The 14915-nt window shown below is 48.6% G+C and carries 14 protein-coding genes; 4 read left to right on the forward strand and 10 right to left on the reverse strand.

The features are described 5' to 3' along the window. Positions 1 to 29: 29 nt before the first annotated feature. From EKK48_03305 to nadC, 4 genes are all read right to left on the reverse strand, one after another. Positions 30 to 443, reverse strand: a complete 414-nt coding sequence (locus EKK48_03305; protein RTL45097.1) for a hypothetical protein — start codon at positions 441 to 443, stop codon at positions 30 to 32. 293 nt (positions 444 to 736) lie between these two features. Continuing rightward, on the reverse strand, positions 737 to 2455 hold the full coding sequence (gene nadB, locus EKK48_03310) for an L-aspartate oxidase (GenBank protein RTL45098.1): 1719 nt from the start codon (positions 2453 to 2455) through the stop codon (positions 737 to 739). Between the two features lie 6 nt (positions 2456 to 2461). Further along, positions 2462 to 3472, reverse strand: coding sequence for a quinolinate synthase NadA (gene nadA, locus EKK48_03315; protein RTL45099.1), 1011 nt, complete (start codon positions 3470 to 3472; stop codon positions 2462 to 2464). A 2-nt stretch (positions 3473 to 3474) separates the two neighbouring features. Next, positions 3475 to 4353, reverse strand: a complete 879-nt coding sequence (nadC, locus tag EKK48_03320) for a carboxylating nicotinate-nucleotide diphosphorylase (GenBank protein RTL45100.1) — start codon at positions 4351 to 4353, stop codon at positions 3475 to 3477. 338 nt (positions 4354 to 4691) lie between these two features. Here nadC and EKK48_03325 point away from each other — a divergent pair, with 338 nt between their 5' ends. The 3 genes from EKK48_03325 to EKK48_03335 are packed head-to-tail and all read left to right on the forward strand — an operon-like array spanning position 4692 to position 7397. Then, complete coding sequence (locus tag EKK48_03325) at positions 4692 to 5027, forward strand: hypothetical protein (GenBank protein RTL45101.1); 336 nt, start codon at positions 4692 to 4694, stop codon at positions 5025 to 5027. A 9-nt stretch (positions 5028 to 5036) separates the two neighbouring features. Beyond that, entirely contained in the window at positions 5037 to 5897 is an 861-nt protein-coding gene (locus EKK48_03330; protein ID RTL45102.1) for a nuclear transport factor 2 family protein, read from the forward strand. Between the two features lie 9 nt (positions 5898 to 5906). Next, positions 5907 to 7397 (forward strand): hypothetical protein, encoded by a 1491-nt coding sequence (locus tag EKK48_03335; protein ID RTL45103.1) that lies wholly within the window; start codon positions 5907 to 5909, stop codon positions 7395 to 7397. 48 nt (positions 7398 to 7445) lie between these two features. On the opposite strand, the gene EKK48_03340 is transcribed toward EKK48_03335, so the two are convergent. The 4 genes from EKK48_03340 to EKK48_03355 all read right to left on the reverse strand — a co-directional run bounded on the left by EKK48_03340 (position 7446) and on the right by EKK48_03355 (position 11537). Then, positions 7446 to 7853 carry a hypothetical protein gene (locus EKK48_03340; GenBank protein RTL45104.1) on the reverse strand — a complete coding sequence of 136 codons (408 nt, stop codon included), beginning with the start codon at positions 7851 to 7853 and terminating at the stop codon, positions 7446 to 7448. Between the two features lie 614 nt (positions 7854 to 8467). Then, complete coding sequence (locus EKK48_03345; protein ID RTL45105.1) at positions 8468 to 9895, reverse strand: tetratricopeptide repeat protein; 1428 nt, start codon at positions 9893 to 9895, stop codon at positions 8468 to 8470. Beyond that, positions 9795 to 10472 (reverse strand): NUDIX hydrolase, encoded by a 678-nt coding sequence (locus EKK48_03350; GenBank protein RTL45106.1) that lies wholly within the window; start codon positions 10470 to 10472, stop codon positions 9795 to 9797. Before EKK48_03350 ends, EKK48_03345 begins: the two co-directional genes overlap by 101 nt. 120 nt (positions 10473 to 10592) lie before the next feature. Further along, entirely contained in the window at positions 10593 to 11537 is a 945-nt protein-coding gene (locus EKK48_03355) for a DUF2974 domain-containing protein (protein ID RTL45107.1), read from the reverse strand. A 203-nt stretch (positions 11538 to 11740) separates the two neighbouring features. Between EKK48_03355 and EKK48_03360 the strand changes: the two genes are divergently transcribed. Then, a complete protein-coding gene (locus EKK48_03360; protein RTL45108.1) occupies positions 11741 to 12982 on the forward strand; it encodes an AI-2E family transporter in 1242 nt (413 codons plus the stop codon). Between the two features lie 9 nt (positions 12983 to 12991). On the opposite strand, the gene EKK48_03365 is transcribed toward EKK48_03360, so the two are convergent. Further along, positions 12992 to 13438, reverse strand: coding sequence for a GtrA family protein (locus EKK48_03365; protein ID RTL45109.1), 447 nt, complete (start codon positions 13436 to 13438; stop codon positions 12992 to 12994). 280 nt (positions 13439 to 13718) lie between these two features. Beyond that, positions 13719 to 14576 (reverse strand): hypothetical protein, encoded by an 858-nt coding sequence (locus EKK48_03370; protein ID RTL45110.1) that lies wholly within the window; start codon positions 14574 to 14576, stop codon positions 13719 to 13721. Positions 14577 to 14915 lie beyond the last annotated feature (339 nt).

Consider the following 14915-nt stretch of genomic DNA (forward strand, 5'->3'; position numbering starts at 1 on the left):
TCCGGGCTAAGTACGGGGCGTTAACAGCACTAGCCGGCCTTCGTCATCGGCATATTGGCAGCGGTTAGCGCCATACGTCGTTTATTGCTGGCTTTGCGAATAGCGTCACAAACTTCTTTAATCGCGATTGACGGTGCTAGTGTGCCATCTGATTCGATGGCAAGGGCATCGGCTTGCTGCTCAGTCTGCGTTTTTACGAGTATGGCAGGTGATGAGTTGGTACCGCGGATGGCGCGCAGCAATGGAAGGTTCTCGCCGACACCGTTGTTGATGTCCAAGAGCACGATATCCGGATTGACTTTATTGATGCGGTCCACTAAGTGGGCGCTGTTTCTCGAAATTCCAGATACTTCAAATTCTGGATACTGTTCAAGCCACAACATCAATGAGACCAGACTCGCACAATCGTAATCTGCGATGAATATCTTTGTGCGGGCGTTCACTTTTTATATCTCCGACAGTGAGTTGATGTATCTAAAGAGGCCGGGAAGCAGATTTTGTTTCAGCTAATTGGTGGAAAGAAACTTAATGCGTCGCTGCGATAATTGGCTCTGGTAGCAGGTTTCTGAAACCTAAAGACAACCTTAACGATTGATATAAGTGTATACCCTTAGCTAGCTAAAGAGAACATCTCGATATCGAGATCGAATATCTATCGCTAGATACTCCCGATGCACCACGCATCAAGCTTTTGCCTCATTGTCAAGAATGCTTGTGGAACAAAACTTAATCAGCGTTATGCTGGAAAAGTCGACTGCTTGTCAATCTTGGCGAAACCTTTAGAGTCGTCCAGCCAATCCCAGTTCCCCTGGGAAACCGCTTGCCGTCTGGCAAAGAAGGTATCATTCGAACCGGGAAAGTCTTCTCTGAAGTGAGCGCCTCTAGATTCCGTTCGGTTGTTTGCTGCGGTTGCAATGAGCTCGCCGACGAGAAGAAGATTCGCCGAGCTGATGTTGGCGACGTTGATTGACCCAGCAGCACAGCGATTAGACTGAATATAGTCGAGCAATTTATGGAGTCGACTGTGGCTGCGCACCAATGATGCATGTTCGTACATTTTTGTTTTAAACTCAGGCAGCGATGTCGGCACATCCCAATTGTCCTTAGGCGAACTGGTGTTCAACGCTTTGTTGGTTATGTTTAGCGCGCCGTTGCTCATGCCCAGCGTTGTTTTGCTCAGGCTTAGCGGTGTGGTTCCACCCGAACAAGAAATGCTATTCGAGCCACCGATAAGTACGTCTGCTAGCTTGACCGCCATGACGCCGGCTTCAAGAAGTGAGTTGCTCGCCAAGCGGTTAGCGCCGTGTAATCCTGTGCAGGCAACTTCGCCAATTGCATAAAGCCCTGGAATGCTTGTTCGTCCGCAGGCATCGCTGAGAACACCACCCATGAAATAGTGCGCAGCGGGGCAGACGGGCACAGCTTGTTGCAGTGGATCGACGCCAAATCTTCGACACGTTTCTATGATGTTTGGAAATCGCTTTAATAAGGTTCGCTTGCCAATTGGACGCAAGTCTAAATTTACGGATGGCAAGTTGTTGTCTATGATCGTTTGATGAATTGCTCGGGCGACTACGTCTCGAGTTGCCAGATCACCGTCAGGATGGAAGTTTCTGACAAATGGATTTCCGTTGTCGTCTTTTAGAATGGCGCCTGCTCCACGAACCGCTTCTGAAATCAGGAAAGCTGGTGCTCCTGGCAGAGCCAGTGCTGTGGGATGGAACTGTACGAACTCCAGGTCGGCAAGCATGGCACCACTTCTGTAGGCCAATGCTACACCGTCGGCGGTGGCAACGAGTGGGTTTGTGGTGCGAGAAAATATTTGTCCTACACCTCCGGTAGCAAGAACGACATGACCGGCGGAGATTTGTTTGATCACCCCATCGTGCAGAACTTCAGCTCCAATAACCTTTTGCCCATCGTTGAGGAGATTGAAGGCATAACAGTATTCGATCAATTCAAATGCCGGCTGGCTCGCTGCCTTTTCACGCGCTGTTTTTAACAGCGCGTTGGATATCGCTTTGCCTGTTGTATCTTTGCTGTGCAGAACACGCGCTTTGCTGTGTCCGCCTTCGAGGGCCATTTCGAATGTGCCGTCACTATTTCTGTCAAACTCCATTCCGAAGCGACTTAGCTGCTGCACTAGGTATGGTGCTGACGCAATTATCTCCGATGCAACTTTGATGTCGGTTAGTCCGGCGCCAGACTTTATGGTGTCGTTCAGGTGCTCTGAAATCAAATGTGGAATTTGATTTGACGTCACTGCGGCCAGTCCGCCTTGCGCGTAAAACGTATTGGAATCGCTGAAGTTTTCTTTTGAAGCGAGCACAACGTTGGCGCCACGTTCGTGTAACAGGACGCTGAGTAGAAGTCCTGCCAGACCGGAGCCCAGAATTAGAACGTCGCAGTCGAGTCGCGTCCACGATTTGTCTAGAATGCTATTTAGATTTGTCATTGATTTCTAATATATTGAAATCATTCGTTCGATTGATAATCGCGCCCTTTGCGCAATATCCTCTGGCACAGTGACTTCAAATACATCCTCCACAAGCGAGTGATGCAGCTTTTCAAGGGTGATCATTTTCATGAACATGCAGCTCATTTCTTGATTGATCGGCAAAAATTCTTTTTCTGGATTTTCTTTTTTCAAGCGGTGCAAGATACCGATTTCTGTTGCCACCACAAACTTCTTCGCAGACGAGTTACAAGCGCGCTGGATCATCCCTTCAGTCGAGGCCACCTTGAGCTGATCGCTTGCGCCGGCCCGTGCAACCCGGTCTAGATACGGAGTCAAGCAACCGCATTCAGGATGGATAAGCAGTTCGGCGTCAGGATTTTCTTTGATTTTTTCGTCGATTTCTCTTGGGTGAACAGCCGAATGTACGTGACATTCACCCATCCAGATGTGCATGTTTTGACGTCCCGTCATTTTTTGCACCCAGGAGCCTAGAAATTGGTCCGGCAAGAAAAGAATTTCTTGATCTTCCGGAATCGATTGCACGATTTTCAGGGCGTTCCCTGACGTGCAGCAATAATCGGATTCTGCTTTAATTTCGGCTGTTGTGTTTACGTATGAGACGACGACGGCGTTTGGGTGCTCAGTTTTCCATGCGCGCAATTGCTCGATATTGATGGATGCTGCAAGTGAGCAGCCGGCATCTAGATCGGGAATTAGAACGCGTTTTTCAGGACAGAGTATGGCAGCGGTTTCGGCCATGAAGTGAACACCGCAAAAAACAATCGTTTCGGCTTTTGTCTTAGCTGCCTGTTGTGATAGACCAAGCGAGTCACCTACGAAATCCGCAATATCTTGAATTTCTTCGATTTGATAATTGTGGGCGAGAATGACGGCGTTTCGAACCTTTCGCAGTTCGTTTATTTCACGCAGCAACTGCTCCTTCGGCAAAGCATTCGCTTTCGCCAGAGTCACGGCACCGCTAGACATCGTTGCATTCGTTGCATTCCTGGTCATCTCTATATTTCAACCTCGAGACTAATATCGATATTCGGAGCCGAATGTGTGAGAGCTCCAATCGAAATGGCGTTGACGCCTTCAATCAAATAATTCTTGATGTTTTTGAGGTTGACGCCGCCTGACACCTCAATAAAGCAGGTCCCCTTTATCAGCGCCACCGCTTCGCGAATGGTTTGAGCGTTCATGTTATCGAGCAGTATCGTTTGGACACCCAGTTTCAATGCCTGCTCGACCTGTTCAAGAGTCGTTGCCTCTACCTCGATAGCTAGTTCGGGGTATGCTTTTTTGGCATTATTGATGGCGGTTTCAATGCCACCTGCGAATTGAATGTGGTTGTCTTTGATCAAAATGGCATCAAACAGTCCAAAGCGATGATTCTGTCCACCGGCTATTCGCACTGCCTCTCTTTCGAAAACTCTCAGTCCGGGCGTTGTTTTTCTCGTGTCGCGAATCTCAATTCCGAATGGCTTAGCCAGTTCAACATATTGATGCGTAACCGTTGCGATTGCGGACATTCGTTGTAGAAGGTTGAGAGCGATTCTTTCACCTTTCAGAATGCTCGATGCGGGACCCTCGAATGTGGCAATCACTGTCGGAGTCGATTCGATAAACTGACCTTCCGCCACGTGATTTTTTACCGAGATTCGCTTGTCGAATTTCTCCAGAACTTGGGCGAATATTTGCAAGCCGGCAACAACAACGGCTTCTTGCTTGCAATAGACGCTGCCTGAAACTTGTCTGTCGGTGGTGACGATACTGGCAGTGGTTACGTCGATTTGCTCAGAACCCAGATCCTCGAGAATAGCTAGATCTAGAGCCTGTTCAATAAGCTTTTGGCGAAACTCTTCAGTCTGGGTAGTTGGTTTGAGTCCGTACATTTTGTCACCTGTTTGGTGTCTGTTTTACGATTCAGCGGTTTTAAAAGTAATTGTATTACTTACGTTATATCACGATAATTTAGGATGGGTGACAAATTTAGGTAATCTGTGTGGCTGCCCCTAGCTGGCTGTCTGTCAATTGACTGTCTGTATGGGGTTGATATGCGTTGGAACGTTCTGGGGCGCAAATATTAATTGTTGCAATGACGTTAACTGTCGTAACTTTGGTTAACATAGACTTTCAGAATTTAGACTTGTTTTCTGTGATTTGCTCGCCAGAGAGCCATTTGCGGAGTATTATTGACGTGCTTCGTGCGACTGCTATAGGTTGAAACACCGTGGAAGATCCCCGTTATCTCCGACTCAAAACGATGCTGGCAGCTTCTAAAAAGATCACGCATCGATTCTCTATTAACTTGATTGCAATGCTGGCTATTTGTTCATTGTGCTGGTTTTCAGGACGAGCCTCAGCCTACAACGCATCGATTTTGAATAGTCTGGCTCGATCTCGAGATGCTCTTCTAACTCAGCGCGCACATCTTCGAGACGCAGCCGACGATACGCGCCAGAAAATCGCGGAGTTGCAAAGCAAACTGGATTCAATCAATTCTTACCTTGCTGATACCGACAACGCTTTACGTGACGTTGAATCAGCAATGGCTCGTGCAAATTAAGAGGAAAATATGGCTAGCAAAACCTTGAAGATCACGTTAGCGCTATCCTTTGTTGTTTCGCTGTCGTCTGCGTCGGTGCTTGCTGAAGGCAGCGTTGCAGTGAGAGACATCACCGAGAATCGGGGTATTGCGAACTCCACTCCAGTGGCGCCTTCGGCTGCGGCGGAAGTGCACGAACTGCAGCAGCCTGCGACCGAATTGAAAGATCAGCCGATAGTCGAGAAAGTCTTACCCAACACCGACACTAAGGCGAAAGAAACCGGTTATCAGGGCTGGGAAGTTGATGCGGCCGGAGTCAAAATCAGCTGTGTCAATCCACATGCCGCATGCGCGGAATCGGAGAAGGTTCTTGATACACTCAAAGTTCTCTTCAGAGCTTACAGCCGGGGCGACCTGGAAACGGCTGGTCAATATATGGATGACGACTGCACCACATTCGATGAAGCATCGAAGTCTTTAATTGTCGGTAGAAAAGCCGTTCTCGAGGATATGAAACATAAAATTCATGGCTGGGAAGTGTCTGATTCGCCATTGGTTGCATACACCATGGAGCATCCGTATTGCAGAGTTGATGGCGATATGGCGGTAGTATCGTTTGTTGCCTTCAAAGAATTCGGTGGAAAGCATCCTCAGAAGTTCAAATCGCACTGCACAGACATCTTCAAACGAGAAAATGGGAAGTGGAAAAAATTGCACTATCGTTCCAACTGGAAAGAAATTGCACTTGCCGCTAGCACTGGCAAGACTGCGGCTGGTACGACCTCGACTGGTACGACCTCGACTGGTACGACCTCGACTGGCATGACCTCTGCTGGTGCGACCTCGGCTCCGAATACTACGAGTACGACTAAAGCTACGACACCCAAGTAGTGATCGCACTTGACGGAGCTGTTTGATACGCTCGGATCTGATCAGGAAAGGTTGCTTGAACAGCTTTCCCAGCAAATGCGCGTTGGCGCTGAGCTGGATCAACCAATTGCTTCAGCGGCAGTGATAGCCTCAGCGGTCCGAACTTATAACAGCATCGGATTGCGAGCGCCTTATCTTGTCTGGTGTGACGGTCCATTCCAAATGTCCGTCATGCCTTTGCTATTACAGCTGTTGTGCTTCCGGTCGGGCGATAAGAAGAGCGATGACCTAAATATTGATTTGCGCATCGAGGAATTAGGACGCTTGCTCGTACGAGATGATTGGCAGTCTGCCTTTCGTCGTTTGACCGAGCAGGTGTCCACTACAGCTATCTGCTCTCTTAAGTATGATGACGAGCCGGTTCTTCCTGATCTTGCCGAATTGTATGTCAGGTTCAAGTGGTCGCGGTGTGGAATCTCTGCAGCATTGCCGCTTTTGAACTTACTCCAGTCGAATACTTCTGAGGCCATTTCTTGTTTGGCAGAATCAGCTACTTTGGGTCTTGCCGCCAAGTTGACCAGTCATTTGTACACACGACCTATTGATGCCGCGCAACACATCAAGCGGACGGTAGGACATGTGCTTTTGCGAGAGCAATCACTCTCTCTCCGCGATGCACCCACTACAATCTTCGGATCTTCTCGCGGTTCGATGACGGCGCTGTATCGGCGTGCACTGGATTTGCACGAGCAGATTGGCGGGTCGAAATTTGAAAGAGAGCTCGAACAGTGCCCGGCGCCTCAAGCTGATGAGAAGTATAGAAAACCAAGACAGCGACATCCGGATGGTGCGATGAATACGGCTGCACTTCTTGCCTTTGGTCCTTACGATACACTCTGGGGTGCCTGGGCTAGCTACTCGGCCACATGTTATGCAGTGATAGCCGATATGCTGCGCGATCAATTCAGTCGACAGGTGAGGACCACATTGTCGGACTTGAGTTTGCTGATGCGATGCGGTTTTGCCTATTGTCCATTGACGCGAGTTTTGTTTGTTTGTCGTTTGCCGAAAATTCGTTTGGACGATTTAAAACGTTTGCATTGTGCAGACGGTGCTGCTTTAGAGTTTCCTGACGGCTACAAGATCTTTGCCTGGAAGGGAACTGTTGTGCCCCGCGAAATTATTGAGAGACCGGAAACACTGACCACTATTCGCATTGATGCTGAGCAAAACGTAGAACTGAGGCGGGCACTGATCGATAAATTTGGAGTTGCTGATTATTTGCGTGAAACGTGCGCAGGCATAAAAGATCAAAACGAGATGGGAACTCTTTATCTCAAACAGATGCCTGGAGACGAGCCTATTGCCCTGGTTCGTGTTAAAAACAGCACTCCCGAATCTGATGGCACGTTCAAGGAGTATTTTCTGCGTGTGCCACCAACTATGAAAACAGTTCAGGAGGCTGTTGCCTGGACGTTCAACATGAAGCCGGATGAGTACAAACCGTCGCTGGAGACGTAAGGAAACGGACAGGTCTGATTGATACTTTTCCTTGAGTTTCTTGTTTGCTCAAGAATGGTGCACAAAGAGTGTGATCAGATTGGCCACACTCAGAACTATGGATAAGGCGACCAGTATGATCAAAGCTTGTGAATTATTTGAGAGCTTCGATTCGTTAATCGTTTCCAGCGAAGCTTCCAGTGATTGGAGTCGTTTGTTGACGCTCTTCAACTCGTTCATCAACGTGTGATCGAGATCTGCTTTGACTTGCTCAAACTGAACTTCTATCTCATTTTGAGCCTTCTCGATGGCGGTCGTAAATCCTTCCGATTCAACCTGAAGAAGACGGTCAATCTCACTTTGTGAATATGTAGTTTGTTTCCTCGCATCGGAGTTTAGCTGTACGCTCATTTCTTTATTGAATGAAACTGGATTGACTGAGCTGCTTAAAGGTGACAGGGGTGAAAGTAGTGACATATTTTTGTTCCTTCGCCAGAGATGCCTGAGCCGCGCAGCAGAGTCCGCGGCAACAAGCTCTTGCGCTGCCGTTTCGCCAATCTGTTTCAAAAAGTGCGGGTAATCAAACAGTAGACTATCTTATATATCTGAGCAATGGGATAGCGTCTAATTCTCCTCTAATGTTGTCAAGCTGCCAGCCCATCGCTGTCTTGACGCCCTTAGAGTGCGCTTAAGTGCGCGTTGGATCGCTGGATGCTGAGAGAGTTCGGTATCGGCTGCTGGCTCCGCGAGAGCCGGGTAGAGCGAGCGCTGGATTCTGAGCGCCGGGTGGCGAGCGCTGGATCCTGAGCACCGGGTGGCGAGCCCTGGATCCTGGAGAGCCGGGTGGAGAGCGCTGGATCCTGAGCACCGGGTGGCGAGCCCTGGATCCTGAGCGCCGGGTGGCGAGCCCTGGATCCTGAGCGCCGGGTGGCGAGCCCTGGATCCTGGAGAGCCGGGTGGCGAGCGCTGGATCCTGGAGAGCCGGGTAGCGAGCGCTGGGTCCTGGAGAGCCGGGTAGCGAGCGCTGGGTCCTGGGAAGCCTGCTACCGAGCGCTGACTGCCAAAAAACGCACCAGAGGATTTCCAGCTTATTAAAAGCCGGTATCGATTGGTGTTGTTGCTGGCGGTTGCGTTTGAATCGGCGTCTGGGCTGGTGCACCGCCTGCAGTGCCACCTGTATTGTTTACAATCTGCTCAAACATCGGTGAAAGTTTTTGTTGCGAGAGATTCTTTTTGTATTCACGTACGCATTGTGCAGCATCATCTTTTCGACCCAAAAGAGCCAGGCTACGTCCCAGATACAAATAGTCGATATGACTGTTTGGGCACGCCTTTGTGAGCACGTCGTTAAATTGTTTGACGGCGCCGGCATAATTTCCATCTGCCATGTTTAAGAGTCCGGCTTGTCTTAACAGGTAGAAGTCGTGCGGTGCGGAGGTGAGCATCTGCTCCGCTCTGGCCAGTTGTTGGTCGATTTTACCCGCGGCTGCAAGAGACGCTCTTTTCTTGTCTTGCAGCGGTAACTCGAGAGCGCGTGCCGTGATGAAGTTTGCTCGATCAAAGTCGTCTGCAATGAATGGATCCCAGTGAAAATCATGATTAGCTGAAAAGCCGATTAGAGTCATTGGTCTTTGTTCAAAAGGTTGTTTGAATTTAGAAAGCTTCTTCAGTGCGTCTTTCATTTGCTGTTCGTCTCCTCGCAGTGCGCAGATCTCAGCAAGAAGAAGCAAAACGGGTGGATAAGACTTCAAAGTTTCGGCGTGAGTAGCTTCCGCATATGCGCTTTCCAGGTCGCCGGAGAGATAGTCGACGATTGCCATTCCCTGGTAGGCGGGCTGGCAATTCGGATTACATGTTATTGCTTGTTTGAAACTCTTTTTGGCTTTGTCGAATTCACCAAGGCGCATATAGACAAATCCAAGATCGATGTGAGCGTCGCAGAATTTTGGATTCTGGCGTAAAAGTGTTACTAAGACGTGTTCGGATTTATCAAAAGTATGTCCGAGATAGTGGCTGATACCAGTGCTCAAGACTGTTTCCTTAGACTTTGGATCGAGCTGGTAGGCTTTTGCCAGTGCATCCAGCGCTTCTCCGTAGCGTTGTTTGAGATCGAGCGCCAGACCAAGTGTTGTATAAGGTACCGGATCGGTCGGGTCGGCGGCGGTCGCACGCAAAAGTGCTGCGATGGCTTCGTCGAGCCAGCCTTTTACGACAGGACCTTTGGTCAATAAAGTCAGCGCTCGTGAGTTGGCGTTTTCGGCCTGGGCACGCGCCTGCATATTCCAGTTGTGACTTTGAGAGTAGGCTGTTGGAGCAATGCCGATTAAACCGACCAGAGTCAAAACCAGAGCCTTCTTTTTGAGTTTTGGCATGAACTTTTTTAGTTTTGGTATGAACATGTGGTATTGAATACGATGCTTAGAAAAGGAATACAGGTCGATCTGGTAGTCGTTCGAAATCACCTTCGGAGAAATTGTAGAGACGGGCTGGGCGAAATGAAGTCTCCTGCGAGGTTTCATCGAGCTCTTGCAGCACGCCTGTGTTGAGAAACTTTTTGCGAAAATTTCGATTGTCTACGTTCCGACCGAGAACGGCTTCGTAAACCATTTGCAAATCTCTCAAAGTGAATTTCTCTGGAATGAGCATGAAGGCAGCGGGCGAGTACTCAATCTTGTAGCGCAATCGCTTGCGTGCATAAGAAATTATATCTGCATGATCGAAAGCTAGCTCGGGAAGTTGATTTACAGGCCACCAGGCAACGCCGCTGGCGTCTGAACTGGCTTTCAGTTCCAGCTCTTCTTGTCGCAGCAGTGCCAGGTAGGCAACGGTGACAGTTCGTCCGCGTGGATCACGACCTTTGTCGCCAAAAGAATAGAGTTGCTCTAAATAGACGTTGCCTACGTTTGTTTCTTCGAGCAGTTCTCTTGCGGCTGCATCATCCAGCGATTTGTCGGAGTCTATGATAAATCCGCCTGGCAACGCCCAGGAGCTTTTGAACGGGTCGAATTTCCTCTTGATCAACAGTACTTCCAGGGCGCCTTGCTCGATAGCGAATGCGACTATGTCGACGGTAACTCGAACTGTTTCGGTAGACATAGAATTCCGCTGGAGCCAGTGCTTGGAGGTAGGGAGAGGTTAAGTAAACGTAGTATACACGTTTTCCTGATCCTCCATGCCATGAGCATGGACGAACGGAGTGAGATTTTTAACAGGAGGCTACTTGTTTTCGCCTAAAACGTACTCCAGAGCTTCGTGGTAGACCGAAATTGCCGGTGCTTCATGGTGGATGTCGAGTTCGATGAATTTGTGTTGTATGTGCGCATTTTCCAGCGCGTCTACTAGTTCCTTTTGCAGTAGCGGCGGCACGACCTTGTCTTTATGTGCTGACACGACTGCGAATCTGACTGTTTGCGGCAGCTCGTTTATGTGAGTAAGAAAGCTTCTTCCGGCATACGCCTGTGGTTGAGTTTCCGGTGTGCCTCCAAATGAGACAAACATGGCATCTTTGACCGCTGTCATCGTGGTCTGATTGTAGAGACTGGCCAGATTGCCCGCTCCTTCCACACTTACTACGCCAGTGATTCTTGTTTTTATGTCAGGAGGAGCTGTGGCTGCGAAAGTGGGCGCGATTGAACCGCCCATTGAGGTGCCCATGACGATGATTCTGGTTACCGGATACTCCTGACACATCTCACGTACGTTCTGGGTTATGTCGGACATAGCCGCGTCATTGCCCCATGAGGCCGGGGCTCGATAATTGCAGGACAACAAAATTGTGTTGTTTCGGCCGATGATGACTTCCGCCAGGCATTTGCCGGCCCCGGTTTCGAAGGGTTCAAGGTAGCTTGAATTTTGTCCGTGCAAGTAGACGACCAATGTCACCGATTTTGTAGGCGTCAATAAAAACGGGGGCGATACTGCAAAAGAATCAGGTACTCCGTCAAAATGGCTGATAAACATGCGCCGTGACAAAATCGCCGATGAATTGAGCTGATTAGCTTCAGCTCTGACGATTTCAATATCCTTTAGCTGTCTTTTGAAATTGCGCTTGAGAGATTTATTGTGCGATTCAGAACTGAGAAATAAAACGAAAAAGGTTATGCCTGCCGCGTTGAGCAAGCATGATACTGCCAATAATGCTATTAGAACTCGTTTTCTCAAGCTGGGCGTTCCGGCGCTTCAATCGGGGGGTCGTTGCGGTCCTCAATCATTCTTTCATAGTACGTGATCTGTTTTTCCGACCACGAATCTTGGCAGATATACTTTAGGGTTGCTTTAAAGTCACAGCGGCGGCATCCGATTATGTTTTGCAACATGTCATAAATAAGTTAGACTATTTAAGATTCATCGATGGCAGGACACAAATGACTTTCGAAGACAGTGAGCGCTCCAACGAACGGCAAGCTTCGGACAAGCTCTTGCAAATACAGAGACAGCTGACTGTTCTGGTATTGGCTCTGGTGGCGTTTATAGCCTTTTGGCAAATCGGCGGCTTTTTTGCGGACATTATAAGAATTCTGGGCTTCTCTGTTTTGTTCAGCTATCTGTTCATAAATGTAGTTGATTATTTGGAGAAGATCGTCAGGAATAGAGCCGCCGCTATCTTAATTGTTTATGCTGCACTGGGTGTGCTCACCATATTTGGTATCACTCTAATTATACCGGCGATCATTTTTCAGGTTACACAACTTTGTGACACTACATTCAATCAGTTTCCCCAGTGGCTTGATTTTCTGGTGAAAGCACTGGAGCCGTTGGAAGCTCGGTTGCATGCTGCCCAGATCCAGGTGCGCGCCGTGGATATACTCACGACTGTTGCTGGAAGTATTCCTAAGCCTGACCCTGCTCAGATTATCGGCAGAATGACGGACGTTGCGATGTCGACAATGACCTGGTTGTTTTACGGGTTGAGCATAATAGTGGTTTCTTTCTATTTCTTGCTGGATGGGCACAATATCAAAGAATCCGTCATCAAGTTGTTTCCGAAAAAGCATTACCCATTTTTGGAAGTGCTCGCGACTGATATGGATATTGGTTTGCAAGCCTTTTTTCGCGGACAAATCGTGCTCGGACTTTTGTTTGGCGCCTTCATGATTTTCGTGTACATGGGGCTTGGCGTTCATTATGCTTTGTTGCTTGGAATTTTCCTCGGCGTCTGGGAGATTGTGCCCGTGATCGGTCCGACGATTGGATTCATTCCTACGGTCTTTTCTGCTGCCGTGGACGGCGTAGACAATTTACCATTCAACCGACTGACTCAAGTGATCATCGTGGCCCTTGTATTCAATTTGGTGCAGTGGCTCAAAGACAATATCGTTGCCCCTCGATATATCGGCAACGTGATCGGTCTCCACCCGGTCATGATTTTCATTGCCATTATGATTGGTGCTCGATTTGACGGCATGCTCGGTATTATCTATAGTTTGCCGGTCGCCTGTTTGGTCAATGTCTTTGTCACACATCTTTCAGCAAGAGCGTCTGCCGTACAGAAGCTCGACGGCATTGGTGATTCTCCTACGATAGAGTCTGTGACTGATGATAAGGACGTTAACCGGCATGCGCTTCCGGAAGTCGCGCAGGATTCCGGCGCGCATGAGATTCATTAAGCTGCTTTTTCAAATTGATTCAGAACTGGACGACAACTTCTCAGCTTTTGCCTTACGAAAGACCCAGAACTTTTGTCCTATGTAGTTGAGGATGGTGCTAACACCAGTGGCGGTGAGCCAGCCCAGTTGAAAAACATACGGTTTTAGCTGTTGCGATAATTCAGGGGCGACTTCGATTACAAGTTTGTTTACCGCTACGTTTGCCAGGAATGTTCCTGCGTATAATCCGATAAATTTTGATATCTCGGACCATGAATGGGCGTGAGCCTTAAACGTCCAGAATTTGTTCAGCAAGTAAGCTACGCAGCAAGCCGTTAGGAATGAAATCGCTTTGGCCGGAGATGGTCCAAGTGGACCAAGCAGGATCCAGTACGTGGCCAAATCCGTACCTACAGCCGAAAATCCAGAAATGAGGTAACGGACGAACTCTGTTTTTTCGCTATGAGGAACGTTTATTGCTTGATTACCTTATATTCGCTCCTCGTTATCCTAAACCATGGAGTCGAGTTCAAGGCACTCCAGGAGCTAGTGTGACTATCTCGTGGTCACGTTGTAACACTTCAATTGTTGCGGCCTGCCACGGAGACCTTGTCAAAAAATGAAAGACATACAGAAATACGCCTGTAAACAGCATCGCCATGCTCTTTCGAACATGACGACCTGCCTTCAGCAAACTTTTTAGTCAGTGGATATCGTTCCAGCTCATCTTCTGCTTCTGAGCCAGACTGCCGAATGTTTAAGCCAGCATCACCTGCGGATTGGGAGAGAATTGATTCGGATCGCCAGGACCCTCCATTTCGTCCTGTGGACCTTGCTCGCTTTGCGCATTTAGCAGGAAAGCGTGTTTAAAGTAACCTCTCATACGATCATGTTGGAGTGCAAACGAGAATCTGAAATTGGGCTCGTTAATGTCGTTTATGGCATGATTGCCGATCAGATCTAGCGTTCGCTGCGGGTCCCTGTTGTCCGCTTTGTCGCCTACGTAGATTTCTCCATCGGGTCCATGCATTACTTTGCGAACTGATGTTTCGCCAGTTGCCGGATCGATTTCAACGGCAGTCATGCCGCGCTCTTTAGAGACATATATCTTTCCGTCGTCCGTCATCTTTACGCCCACGTCAGAATTGGCATCGCTCAGTTCACGATTTTGCTCTTGCACAAATGCCTGCAACTTGGCTGGATCATCTTTGTATTTTTCGTAGACGGCGCTCAGACCAGTGGCGTCACCGGTTAGAAGCGCATGGTTAGCGTCTTTGAGATTTTGCTGATCTGCATCTGGGATAAGTCCATTGATACCTTTATCGAGCTTTGTTTCAGCTCTCGTTGTCTGTGCTTCGGTTGGTTCGTTCCAATCACTTGGTCTTGGTCTTGGCCAGCAGTGTGGAATCTCTAAATCTCCATTGTTGAAATCAGGTAAGTTGTTTGGAAAGTTGCGTGGAAAGCAGTCGGACCGCCATCTACCTTCTGGATTCGATTGGTAGGCTGACTGGTAGAGAGCCATCGCGGAATCTTGATCGCCGCCCGGATTCATGCGCATGTTGTCGCGCATGTTCATTGGCGCTTCTCTTGGATCAAAATCTGGTTTAGCGGTCATGTGAACCTCCGGAGGTACGACGCAACGATTTAGTCCCGTCGACACACGTCGTGGGTTGGTAATAATTGATTGTCTAGTCTCGGTTTTGTTCGCAGTCTTTTTGCGCTCGTAGTCGCGAGACTCGAGTGTACTGCGTGCGATTTTGAGCTGATATCAGCTCCCAGCCTTGTTCTCAAACAGCCTCGTGGCTAGAGAGTTTTGGCTGAACCTTCGACGCATAGTGAGTCGAATCGGATCGCTCCGGTAATAGATTTTTAGTGGGGCAAGAATTTGAGATTAAGTGCAATCGGCAAACTTGTGTATGGGAAAATTACGAAATTCTCCTTAAATGGGTCTCAT

Source organism: Candidatus Melainabacteria bacterium (assembly GCA_003963305.1).
Classification (GTDB): Bacteria; Cyanobacteriota; Vampirovibrionia; order Obscuribacterales; family Obscuribacteraceae; genus PALSA-1081.